Annotated in this window: 18 protein-coding genes; 11 read left to right on the top strand and 7 right to left on the bottom strand. The window is 72.2% G+C overall.

Annotated features, from left to right (window positions below; genetic code table 11):
- Positions 1-90: 90 nt before the first annotated feature.
- Together ACFFXY_RS19170 and ACFFXY_RS19165 are read left to right on the top strand one after the other, a co-directional pair.
- Positions 91-1,080, top strand: a complete 990-nt coding sequence (locus tag ACFFXY_RS19170) for a DUF1720 domain-containing protein (RefSeq protein WP_382354180.1) — start codon at positions 91-93, stop codon at positions 1,078-1,080.
- 109 nt (positions 1,081-1,189) lie between these two features.
- Complete coding sequence (locus tag ACFFXY_RS19165; protein ID WP_382354178.1) at positions 1,190-2,011, top strand: HAD hydrolase family protein; 822 nt, start codon at positions 1,190-1,192, stop codon at positions 2,009-2,011.
- Positions 2,012-2,077: 66 nt separating this feature from the next.
- On the opposite strand, the gene ACFFXY_RS19160 is transcribed toward ACFFXY_RS19165, so the two are convergent.
- From ACFFXY_RS19160 to ACFFXY_RS19150, 3 genes are all read right to left on the bottom strand, one after another.
- Positions 2,078-3,553 carry a family 43 glycosylhydrolase gene (locus ACFFXY_RS19160; RefSeq protein WP_382354175.1) on the bottom strand — a complete coding sequence of 492 codons (1,476 nt, stop codon included), beginning with the start codon at positions 3,551-3,553 and terminating at the stop codon, positions 2,078-2,080.
- 14 nt (positions 3,554-3,567) lie between these two features.
- A complete protein-coding gene (locus ACFFXY_RS19155; protein WP_382354172.1) occupies positions 3,568-4,638 on the bottom strand; it encodes an arabinan endo-1,5-alpha-L-arabinosidase in 1,071 nt (356 codons plus the stop codon).
- Between the two features lie 310 nt (positions 4,639-4,948).
- The gene (locus ACFFXY_RS19150; protein ID WP_382354169.1) at positions 4,949-5,767 is read right to left on the bottom strand and encodes an NAD(P)H-binding protein; all 819 of its coding nucleotides are present in this window, start codon (positions 5,765-5,767) and stop codon (positions 4,949-4,951) included.
- Positions 5,768-5,855: 88 nt separating this feature from the next.
- Between ACFFXY_RS19150 and ACFFXY_RS19145 the strand changes: the two genes are divergently transcribed.
- Positions 5,856-6,248: a winged helix-turn-helix transcriptional regulator gene (locus ACFFXY_RS19145; protein ID WP_382354167.1), complete on the top strand. Its 393-nt coding sequence runs from the start codon at positions 5,856-5,858 to the stop codon at positions 6,246-6,248.
- 79 nt (positions 6,249-6,327) lie between these two features.
- Here the strand turns inward: ACFFXY_RS19145 and ACFFXY_RS19140 are convergent, their stop codons facing one another.
- Genes ACFFXY_RS19140 through ACFFXY_RS19125 form a run of 4 tightly spaced genes read right to left on the bottom strand, consistent with a single transcriptional unit; the run spans position 6,328 to position 10,757 of the window.
- The gene (locus ACFFXY_RS19140; protein ID WP_382354165.1) at positions 6,328-7,161 is read right to left on the bottom strand and encodes an RICIN domain-containing protein; all 834 of its coding nucleotides are present in this window, start codon (positions 7,159-7,161) and stop codon (positions 6,328-6,330) included.
- A gap of 22 nt (positions 7,162-7,183) precedes the next feature.
- The gene (locus tag ACFFXY_RS19135; protein WP_382354162.1) at positions 7,184-7,891 is read right to left on the bottom strand and encodes an RICIN domain-containing protein; all 708 of its coding nucleotides are present in this window, start codon (positions 7,889-7,891) and stop codon (positions 7,184-7,186) included.
- Between the two features lie 50 nt (positions 7,892-7,941).
- Positions 7,942-10,413, bottom strand: a complete 2,472-nt coding sequence (locus tag ACFFXY_RS19130; protein ID WP_382354159.1) for a TPR repeat domain-containing protein — start codon at positions 10,411-10,413, stop codon at positions 7,942-7,944.
- Positions 10,414-10,433: 20 nt separating this feature from the next.
- Positions 10,434-10,757: a hypothetical protein gene (locus ACFFXY_RS19125; RefSeq protein ID WP_382354156.1), complete on the bottom strand. Its 324-nt coding sequence runs from the start codon at positions 10,755-10,757 to the stop codon at positions 10,434-10,436.
- A 266-nt stretch (positions 10,758-11,023) separates the two neighbouring features.
- Between ACFFXY_RS19125 and ACFFXY_RS19120 the strand changes: the two genes are divergently transcribed.
- The 8 genes from ACFFXY_RS19120 (at position 11,024) to ACFFXY_RS19085 (ending at position 20,175) form a co-directional block, all read left to right on the top strand.
- Positions 11,024-11,368 carry a hypothetical protein gene (locus ACFFXY_RS19120; RefSeq protein ID WP_382354153.1) on the top strand — a complete coding sequence of 115 codons (345 nt, stop codon included), beginning with the start codon at positions 11,024-11,026 and terminating at the stop codon, positions 11,366-11,368.
- A 15-nt stretch (positions 11,369-11,383) separates the two neighbouring features.
- Positions 11,384-11,686 (top strand): WXG100 family type VII secretion target, encoded by a 303-nt coding sequence (locus ACFFXY_RS19115; RefSeq protein ID WP_359947274.1) that lies wholly within the window; start codon positions 11,384-11,386, stop codon positions 11,684-11,686.
- Positions 11,683-12,006: an ABC transporter permease gene (locus ACFFXY_RS19110; RefSeq protein ID WP_382354150.1), complete on the top strand. Its 324-nt coding sequence runs from the start codon at positions 11,683-11,685 to the stop codon at positions 12,004-12,006. Before ACFFXY_RS19115 ends, ACFFXY_RS19110 begins: the two co-directional genes overlap by 4 nt.
- 11 nt (positions 12,007-12,017) lie before the next feature.
- Positions 12,018-13,349: an EsaB/YukD family protein gene (locus ACFFXY_RS19105; RefSeq protein ID WP_382354147.1), complete on the top strand. Its 1,332-nt coding sequence runs from the start codon at positions 12,018-12,020 to the stop codon at positions 13,347-13,349.
- Positions 13,349-17,308 (top strand): type VII secretion protein EccCa, encoded by a 3,960-nt coding sequence (gene eccCa / locus ACFFXY_RS19100; RefSeq protein WP_382354144.1) that lies wholly within the window; start codon positions 13,349-13,351, stop codon positions 17,306-17,308. Before ACFFXY_RS19105 ends, eccCa begins: the two co-directional genes overlap by 1 nt.
- A gap of 120 nt (positions 17,309-17,428) precedes the next feature.
- Positions 17,429-18,172 carry an SDR family NAD(P)-dependent oxidoreductase gene (locus ACFFXY_RS19095; protein WP_382354140.1) on the top strand — a complete coding sequence of 248 codons (744 nt, stop codon included), beginning with the start codon at positions 17,429-17,431 and terminating at the stop codon, positions 18,170-18,172.
- 1 nt (position 18,173) lies between these two features.
- Positions 18,174-19,391: a metallophosphoesterase gene (locus tag ACFFXY_RS19090; RefSeq protein WP_382354137.1), complete on the top strand. Its 1,218-nt coding sequence runs from the start codon at positions 18,174-18,176 to the stop codon at positions 19,389-19,391.
- Positions 19,392-19,473: 82 nt separating this feature from the next.
- On the top strand, positions 19,474-20,175 hold the full coding sequence (locus ACFFXY_RS19085) for an alpha/beta fold hydrolase (protein WP_382354134.1): 702 nt from the start codon (positions 19,474-19,476) through the stop codon (positions 20,173-20,175).
- Positions 20,176-20,180: the final 5 nt, after the last annotated feature.

The raw sequence follows: 20,180 nt of genomic DNA, 5'->3' as shown, positions 1-20,180 counted from the left end.
GGGCCTTCTTGCTGTCGCACCCGGCCCTTATGATGACCGCCAACCCCTGTTGCCCCACCCCTCCCCGCCCGGAACACGGAGAGTCAGCCCATGACCTACCCGCCCCCCAGTCCCTACGACCCCAACCAGGCCCAGGGCTACGGCCAGCCCCAGCCCGGCTCCGCTCCCCAATACGGCTCCCAACCCCAGCCCGGGTTCGGGTCCCAGCCCCAGCCCGGCGGCTACAGCGCCCCGCCCCCGCCCTACGGCGCGACCCCGCCGCCCCCGCCCGGCTTCCCCGCCCCGCAGCAGCCCGGCCCGTACGGCGCGCCCCCGATGCCCCCGCCGAACCGCGGCGGCGGCATCGGAGCGAAGGTGCTGAGCATCATCGGCGTGATCGTCGTCGGCATCATCGTCGTGGTCGTGAAGGCCCTCATTCGCGATGCAGGCGACTCCAACGACGCGAACAACGACACCACCACGGACTCCGCCACCGACACCGTCCTCACCGACGAGCAGATGGAGGCCGCGGAGGCCGCCGAGGTCGGCGACTGCATGACCGATGTGACCGGCAGCGGCGACATGGTCGTGGAATGCTCCGACCCGACCGCGTTCTGGACCATCACCCTCGTCTCCGACGACTCCGGGGCCGAGGTCGACATGTTCGGCGACCTCACCGACTCATCGGTGGGCGGCACCGTCTGCGGCGAGGAGTACCTCGGCTGGACGCCCGGTGAGCTGTGGAAGTCGTACCAGTACGTCTACACCGAGGAGTTCGAGGGCCTCGGCGGCCCGGTCGACTACTTCTACTGCGTCGAGGCCATCGACAAGGAGGACGCCAACGGCGGCCGCCCCGTCACCCCCGACACCGGCGACTGCACCGACGGCACCCTCCTCACCTTCGACTGCTCCAACGCCTCGGCGCTGTACGTGGTCGACGCCGTCGAGGTCTACAACCCGCCGATCGACGAACTCAGCTTCGACTACACCACCGCCCTCGGCGGCTGCGAAGGCTCGGGCTACTACGCCACCCCGGTGACCGTGGACGAGTCCTTCACCAGCTACGTCTACATGGCCTATTGCAGCAGCGACAACGTCTGACGACTTGACCTGACCTGACCTGGACGGGGGTGGCCCGCGGCTCGCGACGAGTCGCAGGCTACCCCCAAACCCGTTGCGGAAAAGGTCCGCCGGACCGAATACTCAGGGCGTGCAGAACTACAGCGTCATCGCGACAGACCTGGACGGCACCCTCCTCGACGACCGAACGCAACTCTCCGAACGCAACCGCCACGCCCTGCTCGCCGCCCGCGCGCAGGGCGTCACCGTGCTCGCCGTGACCGCCCGCACCCCGCGCGGCCTGCACTTCGTGCCCGGCCTCGCCGAGACCGTGGACGCCGCGATCTGCAACAACGGCGCGATCCTCTACGAACCCGCCACCGGCGCGATCGACGTGCGCCGCACCATCCCCGCTCCCGCCGTGGCCGAACTCCACACCCGCGCCCGCGCCGCAATCCCCGACGCGCTGTTCACCATCGAGACCGGGACCGCGATCATCGCCGAAGGCGAGGCCCCGGGGGCGCGCGGGCACTACGGCGAGCCGTGGCGCGACGTCGATGCGCTCGAAGACGTGCTCGCCGATCTCGACGGGGTCGTGGAGTACCGCGTCCAGCACCGGTCCATGCACGGCCAGGCGATGCGCGACGCGCTCGGCGGCATCGCGACCCCCGGCATGGTCCGGTGGGACTGGGGGAGCTTCCCGGTCCTGGAGTACAACGCCGACACCGTGAACAAGGGCGATGCGCTGGCCGCCTGGTGCGCCGAGCGGGGGATCGGGGCCGAGGCGGTGGTGGCGTTCGGCGACATGCCCAACGACGTGACGATGCTCGCCTGGGCGGGCCGGTCGTACGCGATGGCCGGCGCGCCTCCCGAGGTCGCCGCGGCGGCCGGGTTCGCGGCCGCGTCGAACACGGACGACGGCGTGGCGCAGGTGGTGGAGGCGCTCCTCCCCGAACCGGTCCTGGCCGACTGAGCCGCAGAAGACGGCCCCCTCGCGATGCGAAGGGGCCGTTGCCATGTCCTGTCTACCCGGTCCTGTCTACTCGCCCGAGGGGGCCGCGATCACCACCCCGCTCGGGAGCGGGGTCCCGAAGTTCGGGGTGCCGTTCGCGTTCCAGGTGATGGGCTGGAGGCGGGTCTGGCGGGTGGAGCCGCAGCCCTGCGCCGAGGTCGTGTTGCCGTGGTAGACGAGCCACTCCTCCGTGCCGTCGGGCGAGGTGAAGAAGCCGTTGTGGCCCGGGCCGAAGACGCCGCCGCCCTGCTGGAGCACGGGCGTGGAGGTCTTGGTCCAGGAGGAGGCCGAGAGCGGGTTGGAGCCGGTCAGTTCGAGCAGGCCCAGCTTGTAGTCCGGGGTGTTGCACGAGGACGCGGAGAACGCGACGAAGGTGCGGCCGTTGTGCTGGAGCACCGCGGGGGCCTCGTTCGTCCTGCCGCCCTGGATCTCCCAGCTGTAGGTCGGCTTCGAGATGGTGACGTGCGAGCCGGTCACCGTCCACGGGTTCGACATCGCGGCGATGCGGATCGACTGGTCGGCGCCGACCCACTCCGACCACATCAGGTAGAGCGAGCCGTTCAGCTCCAGGTAGGAGCCGTCGATGTTCCACTGGTTCGGCAGCGGGGTCCCCATGAACTCGTACGGCCCCATCGGGGTCGAGGAGGTCGAGCGGAGCACGTGGAGCTTCTGGCCGTCGAAGTTCGTCTGCGAGTTGCCGGAGGTGTACATCAGGTACCAGGTGCCGCCGATGCGGTGGAACTCCGGCGCCCAGTGGGAGCAGCAGCGGGCGGCGGTGCCGCTGTCGTTCCACACGACCGAGTCGGCGGCCGTCTTGAGGCCGTTCAGCGTCGTGGCGCGGCGCATCGTGACCGTGGAGTCCCAGGTGGTCGTGGACATGTAGTAGTAGCCGTCCCAGTACTCGATCCAGGGGTCGGCGCCGTTGGTGCGCAGCGGGTTCGAGACCGTGGACTCGCCGGAGGCGGGGACGGGGTCGAGGCGCCACTTCTGGGCGTTCAGGCCGTTGTAGGTGTACTGCGAGATGCGGGCGCCGGTCGAGGTGGACCACTCCCACAGGTCGAGGGCCTTGCCGGAGAAGCGGTTGATGAAGCTGTACGTGCCGTCGGCGTGCTCGGTGGCCGACCACTGCTGGTTGGTGCCGCCGAGGTCGGTCCACTGGGCGATGGTGGCGCCGTCGGCGGCGTTCCACTCGTACACCTCAAGGACCTGGTTCGAGTGCCGCGCTTGGATCTTGTAGTAGCCCGATCCGGCGTCCACGAAGCGGAACTGCTGGCAGGTGCACTGGTTCGGGGTGAACTGGTTGAGGATCGTCCCGGTCGTGGTGGAGGCGTTGAGGATGTCCAGGGCCAGGCCCGAGTGGGCGCTGGTGATGGTGAACCAGGTGTTCGTGGTGACGGCGGCCTTGGCCGGCGTCGCCGTGGCGATCGACAGGCCGAAGGCCGCGAGCGCCGCTATGACGAGGGTGGCGAGCAGGGTGCGACCGCGTGTGAGGGTCGTGGTCATTGGTGGTGCTCCGATCAGCTTCCGTTGAGGACGGGCCAGCCCGCCGCGTTCCATTCGATGCGCTCGATGTCGAGCGTGAAGCCGCCGTTCGATCCGTAGGCGTGGTAGGCCATGACGCCGCGGTGGATCGACTGGCCGCCGGCGGCGACGTTGTTTCCGTACGCGCCCAGGACGACGGTGCCGCCGCCGTTGCGCATGTCCACTCCGGACGCGTCGATGAACGGCCCGGTGGGGGAGGCGGAGCGGCCGACGGTGATCTTGTACGTCGAGTTCGCCCCGGCGCAGCAGGCGCCGATCGAGGTGAACAGGTAGTAGTAGTCGCCGTGCTTGGTCATCGAGGGCGCCTCGATGCCGCCGCCCTTGGTGGCCAGGCGGATCGGGGTCGCGCCCGCGGCGGGCCTGCCCGAGGGCCAGTCGAGCTGGATCGTGTGGATGCCCTGCCACCAGGAGCCGAAGACCATCCAGTGGCGGCCGGAGTCGTCCACGACGATGTTCGGGTCGATCGCGTTGTAGGCGTTCCCGTTGTAGGACTGGAAGACCGCGCCCCTGTCGGTCCAGCCGTAGCCGGGGGCGGAGGGGTCGAGCGTGGGGCTCGTGGCGAGCCCGATCGCCGAGCGCTGCGAGCCGAAGGTGGAGGCCGCGTAGTAGAGGTAGTAGAGGCCTTGCGCGGCGTCGTAGTGGATCTCGGGCGCCCAGAGGTTCGAGACGCCGGGGATCTGCTGGGTGATCCACGCGGGCTTGGCGTTCCACACCGTGCCGATGGACTGCCAGGTGCGGCCGCCGTCGGTGGAGCGGCGGATCGAGGGGGTGCCGCCGCCGCGGTTCGCGTCGCCGGTGGCGAAGACGTACCACGGCTCGCCCGCGCACCCGGCCCACAGCGCGGGGTCGTGGGCGGCGAGGCTGCCGCCCACGGAGGACGGCTGCGCCGGGGCGCACTCCTGTCGGGCGGCGACGTCCTCTCCGGGGTCGTCGGCCTGCGCGTTCGCGTTGACGGCCAGGAAGGTCGCGGCGCTGACGAACGCGGCGACGGCTACCGCCAGCGCCGCGGTGAGCCGCCTGCTGCGGCCGGTGGTCTCGGTGGTCATGGGTTGGCCTCCTCTGCCCCTCCTCGGCGAGGGGCGGTCGGATCGACGGGCCGGGAGCGATGCCGGGGGGCTCTCGGTGATCGCGGGCGTCGCGCCCGAAAACGATGGGATTGAGGTATGCATGCCTATCGATGTATAGGGGCAGCCTAACCGAGTATTACCGCTAACACAAGGAAAATCTACAACGTTGCAGAATTCCCTTCCGCGCCTTCGGCCGCGACCCTGGGCGCGCAGGGCCGCGCCCGCCGCGGAGGACGTGAAAGGCCCGGTGTACCGCTTCGCGGTGGACCGGCCCCTCGTCGCGTGCGCGCTAGCGGAACGCCGCCGCGTTCCGCTCCGCCCACTGCGCGAACGAGGTCGCGGGGCGGCCGAGCAGCCGCTCCACCTCCGGGCTGACGTGCAGCTCGGCCCGGTTCGGGGAGCCGATTACGTCGAGCGAGCCCTCCACGATCTGGGCGGGCCAGTACTGGAGGAGCTGCTCGAAGGCGGCCTCGCGGGTCTGCTCGGTGAACGCGACCGGCTCGCCGATCGCCGCCCCGATGGCCTCGGCCTGCTGCCGGGGCGTGACCAGGGCCGGTCCGGTGAGCAGGTACGCGCGGCCGGTGTGGCCGTCCTCGGTGAGCGCGGCGGCGGCGACCTCCGCGATGTCGCGGGGGTCGATGAGCGGCAGCCCGACGTCCCCGAACGGCATGACCATCTCGCGGCGGGCGCGGATCGTCTCGGCGGCCCATGCGACGGCGTTGCTGGCGAAGCCGCCCGGCCGCAGGATCGTCCACTCGATTCCGCTTGCGGTGACGGCGTTCTCGAAGGCCTGGGCCTCCTCGCTCGGCCTGGTGACGGCCCGCTCGGAGGAGAGGAACACGATGCGCCCGATCCCGGCCGCGTCGGCGGCCTTGAGGATCGCCGCGATGTCGAGCGAGTGGTCGAGGGTGAGCAGGAACAGCCGGTCGGCCCCGGCGAAGGCGGCGTCGAGGGTCTCGGGGCGCGTGAAGTCGGCGGTGCGGTGCGCGACGCCGGGCGGGAGCTCGGCCTCGCCGCGGGACACGGCGGTGACGTCCTCGCCGCGGGCGGCGAGGATCTCGACGAGCGGGCGGCCCACGTTGCCGGTGGCTCCGGTGACGACGATCATCTTGGTTTCCTTCCGTAGACGGTGCGAATCCCAAGGTAGGAGCGAAACTTACTTCTGGGAAGGACGTACCTTGAGGTAAGCTCATGACATGCCGGGAGGAAAACAGGCCGCGGTACGGGCGGCGCCGGAAGGCAGTGGGCTCTTTCACACCGATTGCCCCGCAAGGCAGGTGCTCGACCACATCACGAGCCGCTGGGGCATCTGGGTCCTGCTCGCCCTGCGCGACGGGGAGCTCCGCTTCTTCGAGCTGCGCGAGCGCATCGACGGCATCAGCGAGAAGATGCTCTCCCAGACCCTGCGGACCCTCGTGCGCGACGGCCTGGTCTGGCGCGAGGTCGAGCCGTCCACCCCGCCGAAGGTCACTTACGGCCTCAACGAGGTCGGCCGCGGCACCAGCGACCGCCTCGTGGAGATGTTCGACTGGATCAAGGCCAACGCCGAGGACATCTGCGCCAACCAGACCGAGCACGACGCGAACTGACGCGGATCGTGCATCCTATAGGATATACGATATACGATCCGGATCGTACATCCTATATCCTATAGGATATAGGGCCTGGTCAGACGAGGGTGAAGCGCTGGGCCGTGTTCCCCGAGTCGCAGGAGTCGGTCGCGGTCGGTTCGCCCGAAGTGGACGATCGGCCGTCGAGGATGCCGACGCACAGGCCGGAGGCCGAGGTCTGGATCGTGTACTCGCCGCCGCCGAGCGGGGTGAGCTCCCAGAACTGGGTCTCGGTGAACTCGCAGGAGTAGGCGGCCATGAGGTAGCCCTCCTGATCGGCGGGGGCGTCGGCGCCCATGCAGGCGCTCCAGTCGGAGAAGTGCATGTTGAAGACGTAGACGCCCTCGTCCCAGGCGACGACCTGGAGCGTCGAGGGGTTCGCGGAGCCGCACGAGGCGAGCACGACGACCGTGCGGCCCTCGTTGTACGGCTCGGGGCCGGTGCTCAGGCACAGGCCGCTGGCCTCCTGCCTGACCTGGTACCAGCCGTCGGCCGGGTACTCCGGTTCAGGTTCGGGCGCTTCGGCCTCCGGTTCCTCGGCGGTGTCGCGCGGGGCGTCGGCGGCCTCCTCGGCGGTGGTCTCGGACGGCGAGGGGGAGGGGCTCGGGGAGGGCGACGCCGACGGCGTGTCCGAAGGGGACGGTGTGGAGTCGAGGGAGGTCTCGATCTGCTGCGCCGCCGCCTCGCGCTCGGAGTCGCGGCCCGCCGTCATGATCGCCGCGATGACCGCGACGGTGAGGACGAGGGCCACGACGGCGGCGACCCCCGAGAGGGTCTGGCTGGTGCCCAGGCGCATCCGCGCCCGCTCGAATCGTTCGCGGAGGCGCGCGGGCAGGTCGTGCTGCGAGGCGTGCCGGGGCCCGCGGGGCGCGGGAGGCGGCCAGGGTTCCACAGGAGGGGTCCTTACAGGAGGGTCAGGGGACCAGCAGGGCGAACCGCTGGTTCGGGTCGTCGGGGGCGCACGGGGCGGTCGCGAGGGCCGCGCCCGCCTCGGCGGCGGCGCCCTCCAGCAGCCCCAGGCACAGGCCCGAGGCGAGGACGGCGAGGGTGTAGGAGTCGGCCCCGGCGCCGGTGAGCTGGAACCGCTGGAGGTCGGAGTCGGCGCATTCGTAACCGGCGCTGAGGTATCCGGGCTCGTCGGCGGGGTCGTCGGCGCCCCAGCACGCCTGCCAGTCGTCCTGGGCGAAGTCGAGCTTCACGGTGTAGACGCCCGCGCCCTCGGAGACGAACCCGAAGCTCGCCGGGTAGGTGGCGGCGCAGTCGCCGAGGACCATGACGGTGCGCGAGTCGTTGCCCGGCTCGGGCCCGGCGGTCGCGCACAGGCCGGTGGCCTCCTGGCGCACGAGGTAGGCGCCGTCGGCGGGCAGCGTCGGGGCCGCGTCCCCTCCAGTTGCGGCCGAGGCGGTCTCGTCGGCGGAGGGGTCGGCGGCGGGCCGGTCGTCGCCTCCGCCGCCGGAGGCGAGGACGGCGGCGACGATCGCCACCAGCAGCACGACGGCGACGACGGCCGCGGTCGCGGCGACGGCGCGGTTGGCGCCGATGCGGTCGCGCAGGCCCGCGAGCGAGGACTGGATCTTGTCGGGCAGGTCGCGCTGCGGCGCACGGGGATCGGTCTGGGTCACGGGTCGGGCTTCCTAAAGGGAGAGGTGGGGCGGGCGGCGGCGCGGGGCCGCTACTGGTCCTTGCGCTGGTCGTTGAAGACGTCCACGTACCGCTCGACCTTGGCGGCGAGGTCCTTGTCGAACAGGCGGTGCAGCTCCTCGCGGGCGAGCCGGTGGTCGAGGTTCTCCTTGGGGCTGCCCTTGACGGGGGCGTCGTTGGCGCCCAGGAGGTCCGCGGCCGACCGGAGCTTCCCGTTCTCGACCAGGCGCGGGTCGGCCTTCTCGATGTCGGCGATGGTGATCCCGGAGTGGGGGTCCTTGAGGGCCTGGGAGGCGACGGCGTGGTTGACGGCGAAGTCCCACTGCTCGTTGCTGTTGTCCCAGGTCTGCTTGTAGTCGGCGGGGTCGGGCTTGGTGCCGGACTCCCAGATGAAGTCGTAGGACTGGGCGACGCCGGGCGTCCACTTGAACGTCTCGGTGAGCTGGCGGATCGCCTGCTGCGAGATCTTCCCCAGGGACCGGGTGCCGGGGAGCTCCAGGATGAGCTCCTTGGCGGCGGCGGCCCCGGCGCGCGTCCAGTTCGCGTGCTGGGTCGCGAGGGACGTGGCGCGGTCGGCGTCGGCCTGGGCGTCCTCGAAGACCTTGTTGAAGCCGTGGTCGAGCAGGCCGGTGAGCATCCCGTTCTCCAGGGCCTGGGTCTTGGCGGCCGTGGGGTCCTGCCACTGGTCGGCGTAGGCGGCCTCGGAGAGCACGTGCTTGTACACGGCCTCCCCGAACTTGTCGCCCGCGGCGGGGCTGCCCATGATCATCTCGACGAAGTTGCGGCGGTCGTCCATCGACAGGTACATCTGCGAGGCCGGGTTCGACAGGCTCAGCGCGGAGTCGCCGCCGTTGTCGGCGGCCCCGAAGTAGTCGAGGTAGGCGGCGGCGCTCTTGCCCATCGCGAAGGCGACCTCGGGGTTGGCGACGCCGATCGGGGCGTTCTCGAAGCCGCCCATCTCGCCGTAGGAGTCGGTGAAGAACTCGTAGGCCGACTGGTCCCAGTGCCCGGCCTTGTCCTCGTTCGTCATGGTCGTGATCAGGGCGAACGCGGCCTCGGTCGCGCGGTCGGCGACGGCCCGGTCCTTGGAGGACGCGTCGTCGCCGATCCAGTCGATGAGGCCCGCGGCGGCCTTCCCGTCGTCCTTCCACTGCGGGCCGAAGAGGCCGCGGAGGACGTGCTCGGGGGTGTCCTTGCCGTAGTCGGGGTGCTGGAGGCCCCCGGTGAGCAGGCCGTGGTTGGCGTCGCGGTTGCGGGTCGAGACCTCCAGGATATCGATGAGCTGGTCCTCGGCGCTGCGGCGGAACGCCGGGTCGGCGTCGGCGATCGCGAGTGTCAGAGCCGCGGAGTACTCTTTGCCGCCTTCGAGGTCGTCGAGGCCCCGCCCCTTCATGGCCCCGAAGAACTCGCCGAGGCCGCGCAGCTGCGCCGCGGTCTCATGGGAGTAGGGAGGTTTGTCGCCCTTGCCGAAGAAGTGATCCACGAGCGTCTTCATCGAGTCGGGCATGCGGGTCCCGCCGCCGCCGATCCGCGGGTCCGACAGCGCGAGGAGCCCGCCGCCCATCGCGGCCATGATGAGGTCCTGGTCGGCCTGCGGGGTCTTGGAGTGGTCGAGGATGTCCGGGATCAGGTAGAGCACGCTGGTCTGGACCGGGTTGTGCTCCGTCCACGGCTGGTCCATGCCCTTGAAGAACTGCTCCAGGAAGTCGAGCTGGCCCGCCGTCAACTGGCCGCCGTGCCGCTGCTTGTCCTGCGCGTCCCGCGCCAGCGCCAGGATCGCTTCGAGCATGCGCCGCTTGTCGGCCGGGAGCGCCTCGTCCTCGTTGATGAACTCGCGCAGCCACTCCGCGAACTCCTTGCCCTGCGCGCCGGTGAGCGGGGGGACGCCCGCGGCCGCGCCGAACAGGTTGAACAGCGCCCACGTGGTGCCCCCGCCCGAGGCGAGGGACTTGAGGTTCGCGGGGGTCGGGCCCTGCGTGAGCCGGGTCCCGGCCTTCCCGGCCTCCTCCTTGTACGTCTCGTACGCCGCGCTGATGGTGCTCTGGAGCCCTGCGAGCTGCGAGGCCCCGGCGTCGGCCATGGCGTTGTCCATGACCTTCGCGGCCACGTCGTTCGGCATGCCGCCGGTGACGCCCGCGGAGGCGGCGGTGACGCCGAAGCCGCCCGCGACGGCCTCGGACCACTGGCTCTGGAGGCTCGCGGCGAGCTTCTGGTACGTCTCGGCGGCGTCGGCCCACTGGCCGGTGACGGCCGAGCCCCACACCGAGCCCTCCATGGCGCGGCGGGCGGCGTCGACCGCCTCGGTCCCGCGCTTGCGCAGGTGGCCGGAGACCAGGTCGCTGAACTCGACGGCCGTGGAGTTCATGCGCTCCATGACCTCGCTGCCGCGGCCGATGATGGCCCCGGACTTCGCGTCGAGCGCCGTGGCGCCTTCGCGCAGCGAACCGACGTCCGCTTTGGACTCGGGGATGCTGAGGCTGGCCGCGGTGGGAATGCTCGCCATGGGGTCCTCCTTGGAGCGGTTCAGACCAGGTTGATGCCGGGCGCGCTCGGCGCGGGGGCGTCGACGCTCTGGAGGCCGGCGTTCCCGGCGTCGGTGCCGACGCCGTCCCCGACCGTGAGGTGCGTGGTCGTGCCGACCGACTCGCCGTGCTCGGCGGACTTCGCCAGGTCGGTCGACCAGGTCGCGCCGAACTCGTCGTACCCGGTGACCACCTCGGGCTCGCCCGCGGCGGTGACGCATTTGTCGACGATGCTCAGCAGCTCGCCCCGGAGCGTGCCGTACGCGTCGGCGGCGGCGATCGTCTCGCCGCCCTTCGCGTTCGCGGGGCCCGGGTTCATGCCCATGTAATCCATTGGTCCTCCAGAGGGGGAGCGGACGTGGACTGCGATGAGCGTATCGGAAACCCATGATGATTGGAATAACATCGGATGAACTGTCTTGCTTGCGCCACAACGGAAGTGACGGAAGTTGCGCGAGTCGTGGAACCGCTTCCCGAACCCGCCCGCGGGCCGCCTCGCCTCTTTACTTCCGCTTCATGCGCGTGTCAACATGTACCGATACGCTCCCCAGCACGGGCCATTCACATCCTTGCCTATAAGGAGGAACCCCCATGGCCGGAAACGAGTTCGGTCTCACCGAGGCCAATGCGCTCAACGTCAGCGCCAACGACCACTCCCTCTCCGTCGAAGAGCTCTTCGGGCAGCTCCAAGCCCTGATACAGGAGATGGAGAACGACGTCAACGCCCAGGGCGGCAACGCGCTCACCGCGTTCCGGACCGCCAAGGCCGAGTTCGTCACCGCCTACAACGCCCTCGCCGACAAGTACGGGGTCTCCTCGATGGCCCAGGGCGCCACCAGCACCGACGGCTTCACCACCGACGACTCCAACGAGGCCGGGTTCACCACCGCGGGCGGGAGCCTCCCCGGAATCAAGCCGATCAACATCGCCGTCTAGAAGGGACCGTCCATCATGCCTGGCACCGGATACGAGCTGTACGGCAACGTCGGCGAGCTCCAGAACCTCGCGGGGGTCCAGCACACCTACCGCGGCCGCTTCGAGGCGATCCTCGGGCAGATCCAGTCGGCGGTCGGCACCGTCACCCCCAAGTGGGTCGGCGCCGGGACCGCCGGCTTCCAGACCTTCAACACCACCACCGAATCCGAGTTCACCGACGTCCAGGCCGCGTTCAACAAGCTCGCGACCGCCACCGAGGACGCCGGGACCAACTGGAACGGCGCGATCTCCCGCATCGACGCCCGGTGGGGTTCTTGACCGACCCCCGACCGGCGCCCGACCCCGGCACCGAACTCGCGCCGATGGTCATGCGGCGCACCGGCCAGAGCGAGCGCTACGTGCTCCAGGCCGCCGCGCTGCGCCGCCGCCAGCTCCGCGCCGCCGTCCTGTACGGCTCCGCCCGGAGCTGGCGGCAGCGACAGCCCCTGTGGCCCGCCGCGCTCATCGGCGTGATCGCGGTGGCCCTCATCGTCGCCGCCATCGCCGTGGCCGGAGCGTTCCAGAAGCAGAAGGAGCGCGACGCCCAGGAACAGGCCGAGCGCGACGCCGCGGTCTCCGCGCCCCACGACCAAGACTGAAAAGGCCCACCTTGCCCGGTCGATACAGCACCGTCACGATCGTCGGCCCCCGCGCCACCCGCGACCTCGCGCTCCCCGACGACCTCCCGGTCGCCGAACTCCTCCCGCAGCTGCTGCGCCACACCGGGCCCGACGAGCCCGACCCGGACGGCACCGGCTGGGCCCTGTCCACCATGGACGGATCGACGTTCGCGCCCGGCGACACCCTCGCCGCCGCCCGCGTCCCCGACGGCGGCGTGCTCCTCCTCCACGACGCCACCGCCGCGGCCCTCCCCGACACCGTCGAGGACGTGCGCGACGCCGTCGAGGACGCCGTGGACGCCGGAGGCGCCCGCTGGGAGTCCGGCACCGGCCGCCTCCTCGCCGTCGGCACCGCCGGGCTCCTCGTCGCCGCCGCCGCGCTCAGCCCCGGCGCCGACGCCGCCGTCCTCCTCACCGGCGGCCTCGTCTGCCTCCTCGCCGTCCTCATGTCCTGGTGGTCCGCCCGCCAGCACGACCTCATGACCCACCTCGCGCTCACCGGCGGCGCCCTCTGGGCCGCTCGCACCGGCCACACCGCCGTCGAGGTCCTCGCCGCGGACGGCCACGCCCACACCGCGACCCGCATGATCGGCGCCGGGCTCGCCGCCCTCGCGTTCGTCGTCGTCGCCCGCGCCGGGGCCCGCCTCGCCACCGCCTACGCCGTCGGCATCGCCACCGCGCTCGCCCTCGGCGCCCTCGCCTGGGCCCTGTGGTCCCGCCTGGGCCTCACCGCCGTCCGCGCCGAGACCCTCGCACTCCTCATCGCGCTCTTCACGATCGCCCTCGTGCCCCGCCTCGCCATGTCCTCCGCGGGCCTGTTCGCCCTCGACCGCGACGTGCGCGCGGGCGACCCCACAAGCGACGAGCACCTGGCCCGCCGCCTCCGGGCCACCGACGCCCGCCTCACCGGCGCCGTCTGCGGCCTCGCCGCCACCGCCGCCGGGGCCTCCGTCCTCCTTGCCGCCCAAGCCGACCCGTGGGCCTCGCTCATGGGCGCGGGCGGCGCGCTCGCGCTCCTGACCCGCTCCCGGATCTTCGAGCTGGTGCGCCACGTCGCCCCGCTGCGCCTCACCGGCATGGCCGCGCTCGCCTGGGCCGCATGGCTGTGGATCGGCCACTCCGAACCGCTCCTGTCGTGGCTGCCCGCGCTCGCGGTGCTCGCCGGGCTCGCCTACGTCTCGGTGGCCTCCGTGTCCCGCTCGGCGGTCTCGGCCGCGTGGTGGCGGCGCGTGGTCGCCGTCGCCGAGACGCTCCTGGTCGCCGGGATGATCGCCCTCGCCGGGCACCTGTCGGGCCTGTACGCGATGATCGGCGGGATCTGATGGGCACCGAGGTCGTCCGCCGCCCGGCGCGGCGTCCCGCGCCCGAGGTCGCCACCGACCCGATCACGCTCGCCTCGCCTCCAGCCCTGGGCGATCCGCCGTCGGCGGCGATGGGCGCGCCGATGCTCATGATGCCGCTCATGTCCGGGTCGGGCGCGATGATCATGGTCCTGTCGAACCTCCAGCGGCCCCTGTACGCCACGGCCGGGCTGCTCATGCTCGTGGCGAGCGTCGCCATGGGCGTGGTCCTGTTCGCGGCCATGCGGTCCGGGCCGCGGCGCAAGCTCCGGCAGGAGCGCGAACGCTACCTCGACTACCTCGAAGACGCCCGCCGCACCATCCGCGAGGCCGTCAAGGCCCAGCGCGACCACGCCGCCCGCCGCCACCCGCACCCCGGCCTGCTCCTGGGCCTCGCGTGCGACCCCGGACGCCGCTGGGAGCGGCGGGCCACCGACCCCGACCTGCTGCACGTCAGGTGCGGGCTCGCCTCGGTGCCGCTGAGCCGGCCGCTGTCGCTGAAGATCGACGAGCAGAGCCCCCTCGTGGTCTACGACCCCGTGTGCCATTCGGGCGCAGAGGAACTGGTGGAGCAGTATGCGGACCTCGCCGACCAGCCGCTCACCGTCCCCGTCGGGGAGGTCGGCGAGACCGCGATCGTCGGCGAGTTCGCGCGCACGCGCGCCGCCGCGCAGGCGATGCTCGCGCAGCTCGCCGTCCTCGTCGCGCCCGAGGACCTGCGGATCGCGATCGTCGCCCACCCCCGGGTCGCTCCCCAGTGGACGTCGCTGTCGTGGCTGCCGCACCTCCTCGCCGACCCCGGCTCCGCGGAGGCCCCGGTCCCGCTCATCTGCCCCACCACCGCCGAGCTCGCCGAACTCCTCGCCGCCGACCTGGCCCTGCGCGCCGCCGAGCTGCGCCGCCGCCGCGGCGGCCCGCCCGGGCCCGGCGCGCGACGGCTCCTGGTCGTCGTGGACGGCGAGCACCAGGTGTCCCTGCCGGGGATCGCGCCCGACGCCGAAGGGCTCGAACTCCTCGGCGTCCACGTCTGGACCCTCGTCGCCGAGCAGCGCCAGGAACCCGAGCACACCGCGGCCCGGATCAAAGTGGACGCCGACGCGATCACCGTGACCCGCATCGTGAGAGCGGACGGCGCGGTCGCCGAGACCACCGCCGCCGGCCGCCCCGACCGGCTCGACCCCGCCGACCTGGCCGCCCTCGCGCGCGCGCTCAGCCCGTGGCGGCTCGCGCTCGACGACGTCTCCCGCGCCCTCACCGGGGTCCACGGCCTCACCGACATCCTCGGCGTCGCCGATCCGGCCGATGTGGACTGGCGCCGGACCTGGGCTCCCCGGGAGGAGTCCTCGCTGCTGCGCGTCCCGTTCGCCGTGGACGCCGACGGCCGCCCCGTGGAACTCGACCTCAAGGAGTCGGCGCTCGGCGGGATGGGCCCGCACGGGCTCATCGTGGGCGCCACCGGCTCCGGGAAGTCCGAGGCGCTGCGCACCCTCGTCGCCGCGCTCGCCGTGCGCCACCCGCCCGACCGCCTCGCGCTGCTCACTGTGGACTTCAAGGGCGGGGCGACGTTCGCGGACTGCGACGACCTGCCGCACAGCGCGGGCGCGATCACGAACCTGGCCGACGACCTCGGCCTGGTCGACCGCTTCGCCGAGGCCCTCTACGGGGAGATGGCGCGGCGCCAGCAGATCCTCAAGGACGCCGGGAACCTCCCGAACGTGCACGCCTACGCGCGCCTTCGCGAGTCGAACCCCGACATGGAGGCGCTGCCGCACCTGCTGGTCATCATCGACGAGTTCTCCGAGCTGCTGACGGCCAAGCCCGACTTCTCGGACCTGTTCGTCGCGGTCGGGCGCATCGGCCGCTCCATCGGCGTCCACCTGCTCCTGGCGACCCAGCGCCTCGAAGCCGCGCACCTGCGCGGCCTCGAATCGCACCTGTCGTACCGGATCGGCCTGCGGACCTTCTCCGAGGCCGAGAGCCGCGAGGCCATCGGCGTCCCCGACGCCTACCGGCTCCCGCCCGAGCCCGGCTCCGGCTACCTCAAAGTGGACACCACGATCTTCACGAGGTTCAAGGCCGCCATGGTCTCCGGCAAGTACACGCCGCCGCGCGAGGTCGAGCAGCGGAGCCTCCCGGTGCTCCCGTGGCCCGTGCCGCCCGCGGTGAACGTCCTCGACGCGCTCGTCAACTCCGCGGCCCTGCGCCCGGAGCAGCCCGACCCCGAGCACTCGGTGCTCCGCGTCCTCGTCGCCTCCCTCGCCCTCGCCGCGCGGGCCGACGCCATCGCCCCCGTCCGCCCGGTGTGGCTCCCGCCGCTGCCGGAGTCCATGCCCCTCAACGCGCTCGACACCGCGCCCGCCGAGCCCGGCGGCCGGATCGCCGCCGTCCTCGGCCTCGCCGACCACCCGCGCGAGCAGCGCCAGGACGCCCTCGAATGGGACCTGTCGGGCGCGGACGCGAACCTCGCCGTCCTCGGCGCGCCCACCTCCGGGAAGTCCACGCTCCTGCGGACCCTCGTCTCCTCGCTCGCGCTGCGGTACCCGCCGAACGCGCTCGCCGCGTACGTGATCGACTTCGGCGGCGGCGCGCTCGGCGGCCTCGCGCGGCTCCCGCACGTCGCCGTCGCCGCCGGACGCGCCGAACCCGAACTCGTCGCCCGCACCCTCGCCGAGGTCCGGACGCTCCTCGACGCCCGCGAGCACCTCATGCGCGCCAAGGGCATCGACTCGGCCGCGGGCCTGCGGCGGGCCGCGGCCGACGGCGCCGTGGACGTCCCCGGCGACCTCCTCCTCGCCATCGACGGCTGGGGCGGCCTCACCGAGGCCAAAGAGGACGCCAACGACCTCGTCATGGAGATCGCCTCGCGCGGACCGGCGCTCGGCGTCCACACCGTGCTCACCGCCGTGAACTCCACGCAGATCCGCTCCCGCCTCGCCGCCTCGATCTCCGGGCGCGTCGAACTGCGCCTCGCCGACGCCTTCGACTCCGGCATCGACCGCAAGCTCATCGAACAGCTCCCCAAGGAGGCCCCGGGCCGGGTCCTCACCGCCGACAAGCGGTTCGCGCACATCGCCCTGCCCCGCATCGACGGCGCGGACTCCACAGAGGACCTCGCGGAAGGCTTCGCGGACCTCGCCGAAGCGGTGCGCCGCCGCTGGCCCGGACCCGGCGTCGCCCCCGTCAAGGCCCTCCCCGCCGACCTCGCCCTCAGCGACCTAGTTCCGCCCCTTCGCGAACCGGCCGACGGCGACCCGTACGCGCTCGCGCCCGTCGTCGGCGTCGCCGAGAGCGACCTGCGGCCCGCCGCCATCGACTTCACCGCCGACCCGCACCTGGTCGTCTTCGGCGACACCCAGACCGGCAAGACCACGCTCCTGCGCGCCATCATGCGCCAGATCGTGCGCCGCCCCGGCGCCGAGGCCGGGATCTTCCTCGTCGACTACCGCCGCTCCCACCTCGAAGAGGTCCCCGAAGGGAACCTCGTGACCTACTGCAACACCGGCCCGCACACCGCACAGAACGCGTTCGAGCTCGCCGAGGCCCTGAAGAAGCGCCTGCCCGGCCCCGAAGTCACCGCGCGGCAGCTGCGCGACCGCACCTGGTGGACCGGCCCCGAAGTGTTCGTCGTCGTGGACGACTACGACCTGGTGCCCACCTCCGCGGGCAACCCCCTCGCGCCGCTCACCGAACTCGCCGCCCACGGCGCCGACCTCGGCCTCCACCTCATCCTCGCCCGCCGCACCGGCGGCGCGAGCCGCGCCGTCTACGAACCGCTCCTGCGCCAGCTCTGCGACATGTCCAGCCCCGGCCTCATGTTCTCCGGCGACCGCCTCGAAGGACGCCTCCTCCACGGCACCGCCAGCCGCCAGCTCCCGCCCGGCCGCGCCCTCCTCGTCCGCCGCGGCGCCGCCCCCGACCTCGTCCAGACCGCCCGCCCCTGACCGAGGCCGCACCCCACCGACACCCACGTCACCTCGACCGACACCGCCGAACGATGCGCCTCGCCTCGCCCGAGCCCGCGCCGCGCTAGAGTCGGGCGGACCCGACCGAAGGAGCACCGCATGGCACGCACCGCAGTGGTCAGCGGCGGCGGCACGGGCATCGGCCTCGCCGTCGCCGAACACCTCGCCGCCGCAGGCGACGACGTCATCCTCACCGGCCGCCGCGAGGACGTCCTCGCCGCCGCCGCCGACAAGATCGGCAAGCAGGCGTCCTATGTGGCCGCCGACCTCGAAACCGTCGAAGGGGCCGCCGCGGTCCTCCAGCACGCCTCCGAGCACGCCGGGCGCATCGACGTCATCGCCGCCGCCGCGGGCGGCAACACCGCCGCCAAAGCCCCCGCCGACCTCGAAGGGCTCCAACGCACCTCGTGGGCGTGGACCGCGAACCTGCGGCTCAACGTCATGACCGCCGTCCACCTCGTCGAGGGCCTCAAACCGATCCTCAACGACGACGGGCGCATCCTCCTGTTCAGCTCCATCGCCGCCTACCGCGGCTCCGGCACCGGCAGCTACGGCGCGTCCAAGGCCGCCCTGCACCCCTACGCGATCGACCTCTCCGCCGAACTCGGCGCCCGCGGCATCACCGCCAACGTCATCGCCCCCGGCTACATCGAGGACACCGAGTTCTTCGGCACCGCCATGACCGAGCAGCGCCGCACCATGCTCATCGGACAGACCGACAACAAGCGGCCCGGCAACCCCGGCGACATCGCCGCCCTCGCGGCCTGGCTCGCCTCGCCCGCGGCCGGACACGTGACCGCCCAGATCATCCAGTCCAACGGCGGCGCCCTGGCCGGGCGCTGACGTGGACGCACTCTGGTCGACCGTCCCCGACATCGCCATCCCCGTCGGGTTCGTCCTCCTCCACGCCTACCTGTGGCTGCGCCTCGTCCGCGACACCACGCGCCGCGGCTCGCGCTGGCGGCTCGCGGGCGGGGCCGGGCTGGGCGTCCTGGGGGCGCTCGGGATGCTCGCGGTGGTCTTCACGCCGTCCGTCCACGCCCCCATGCGGTTCCAGGCGGCGGTCGGCTGGCCGGGATGGATCTGGTTCGGCGTCCTCATGTACCTCGCCGGGGTCCTTCTCGTCGCCGAGCCGGTGCGCTGGCTCCTGCTGCGCCGCAGCCGCGTCGCGTCCAACAAGGGTCCGATCAGGAGGATCACCGCCGAACCCGAGGGCACCCCCGAGGGCCTGTCGCGGCGGCGCGTCGTCTCCCGCGCGATCGGCCTGGGCGCGACCGCCGTCGCCCTCGGCACGGTCGGCGACGGCCTCTACGAGGGCTACCGCACGCCGCGCCTGAAACCGGTGGAGGTGGCGCTGCCGCGCCTGGACCGGGCGTTCGACGGGTACCGGATCGCGATCGTCGGCGACACCCACTTCTCGGCGATCCGCGGCAGCGGCTACTGCCGCCGCGTCGTGGAGCGGATCAACGGCACGCAGGCCGACCTCATCGCGTTCGTCGGCGACCTCGCCAGCAACGAGGCCGACCAGCTCCGCGAGGCCACCGAGCCCCTCGCCGGGCTCACCTCCCGCGACGGCGCGTTCTTCGTGTCCGGCAACGCCGAGCACTACGTGGGCGCCGACGCCTGGTACGAGCGCGTCGAGGAGCTCGGCATGACCGGCCTGCCCAACACGCGCGTCGAACTCGCCGGGTTCGACCTCGCGGGCGTCAACGACCTCATCGTGGAGCAGCGCCACATGCAGGCCACCGAGACCGGCCCCGACTTCGATGCGGCCCTGGGCGACCGCGACCCCGCCCGCCCCGTCGTCCTCCTCGCCCACCAGCCCAGCGCCGTCGACCGCCTCGCCGGCTACGGCGTCGACCTCCAGCTCTCCGGCCACACCCACGGCGGCCAGATGTGGCCCGTCCACGTCCTCTCCCGCCTGCGCAGCGGCCAACTCACCGGCTTCGAAACCCACCACGCCACCCAGGTCTACGTCACCAACGGAGCCGGAACCAACGGCCCCCCGATCCGCATCGGCGCAAACGCGGACATCACCGTCATGACCCTCCGCGCTGGTTGACTCCTGGCGGACGATTGCCGCCGCTGACCTGCGGGTTCGCGAACCGGCACGGAATGTCGGCGGGTGCCGTTAGGGTCGGGGCATGGACATCATTCTGATCCCCGGCTTCTGGCTCGACGCGTCCTCGTGGGACGAGATCACCCCGTCCCTGGAGAAGGCCGGCCACCGGACCCACGCGCTGACGCTGCCGGGCATGGAGTCGGTCGACGCCGACCGCTCCGGCATCGGCCTGCGCGACCACGTGGACTACGTCGTCGCCAAGGTCGACGAACTCGACGGCCCCGTGGTCCTCGTCGGCCACTCCGGCGGCGGCGCGGTCGCGCACGCGGTCGCCGACGCCCGCCCGGACCGCATCGCCCGCGTCGTCTACGTCGACTCGGCCCCGCTCGGCCCCGGCGGCGTCGTCAACGACGAACTCCCGGTCGTGGACGGCGAGATCCCGCTCCCCGACTGGAACGTCTTCGAGGACGAGGACCTCGTGGACCTCACCCCGGAACTGCGGGAGTCCTTCCGCGCCAGGTCGATCCCCACCCCCAAGGGCGTCGCCTACGACAAGCAGGTCCTCTCCGACGAGCGCCGCTTCGACGTTCCCATCACCATGATCTGCTGCGAGTTCGGCTCGGCCATGGTCCTCGCCTGGATCGAGCAGGGCGTCCCGTTCGTCAAGGAGCCCGCCTCGGTCAAGGACGTCACCTACATCGACCTGCCGACCGGCCACTGGCCCCAGTTCACCAAGCCCGTCGAGCTCGCTGAGGCCCTGGTCTCGGCCGTCGGCAAGGCGTAGTTCAC

Source organism: Glycomyces mayteni (assembly GCF_042428885.1).
Classification (GTDB): Bacteria; Actinomycetota; Actinomycetes; order Mycobacteriales; family Micromonosporaceae; genus Glycomyces; species Glycomyces mayteni.
Note: the sequence above shows the minus strand (reverse complement) of the source record. Positions and strands in the feature narration are given on the sequence as shown.

Bases quoted from the DNA above. Each gene is read 5' to 3' on its own strand.
- ACFFXY_RS19150 (WP_382354169.1), bottom strand. From the start codon at position 5,767: ATGATCGTCGTCACCGGAGCCACCGGCAACGTGGGCCGCCCGCTCGTC.
- ACFFXY_RS19125 (WP_382354156.1), bottom strand. From the start codon at position 10,757: ATGGGCATGAACCCGGGCCCCGCGAACGCGAAGGGCGGCGAGACGATC.
- ACFFXY_RS19155 (WP_382354172.1), bottom strand. From the start codon at position 4,638: ATGACCACCGAGACCACCGGCCGCAGCAGGCGGCTCACCGCGGCGCTG.
- ACFFXY_RS19170 (WP_382354180.1), top strand. From the start codon at position 91: ATGACCTACCCGCCCCCCAGTCCCTACGACCCCAACCAGGCCCAGGGC.
- ACFFXY_RS19160 (WP_382354175.1), bottom strand. From the start codon at position 3,553: ATGACCACGACCCTCACACGCGGTCGCACCCTGCTCGCCACCCTCGTC.
- ACFFXY_RS19095 (WP_382354140.1), top strand. From the start codon at position 17,429: ATGGCACGCACCGCAGTGGTCAGCGGCGGCGGCACGGGCATCGGCCTC.
- ACFFXY_RS19120 (WP_382354153.1), top strand. From the start codon at position 11,024: ATGGCCGGAAACGAGTTCGGTCTCACCGAGGCCAATGCGCTCAACGTC.
- eccCa (WP_382354144.1), top strand. From the start codon at position 13,349: ATGGGCACCGAGGTCGTCCGCCGCCCGGCGCGGCGTCCCGCGCCCGAG.
- ACFFXY_RS19145 (WP_382354167.1), top strand. From the start codon at position 5,856: ATGCCGGGAGGAAAACAGGCCGCGGTACGGGCGGCGCCGGAAGGCAGT.
- ACFFXY_RS19085 (WP_382354134.1), top strand. From the start codon at position 19,474: ATGGACATCATTCTGATCCCCGGCTTCTGGCTCGACGCGTCCTCGTGG.
- ACFFXY_RS19115 (WP_359947274.1), top strand. From the start codon at position 11,384: ATGCCTGGCACCGGATACGAGCTGTACGGCAACGTCGGCGAGCTCCAG.
- ACFFXY_RS19130 (WP_382354159.1), bottom strand. From the start codon at position 10,413: ATGGCGAGCATTCCCACCGCGGCCAGCCTCAGCATCCCCGAGTCCAAA.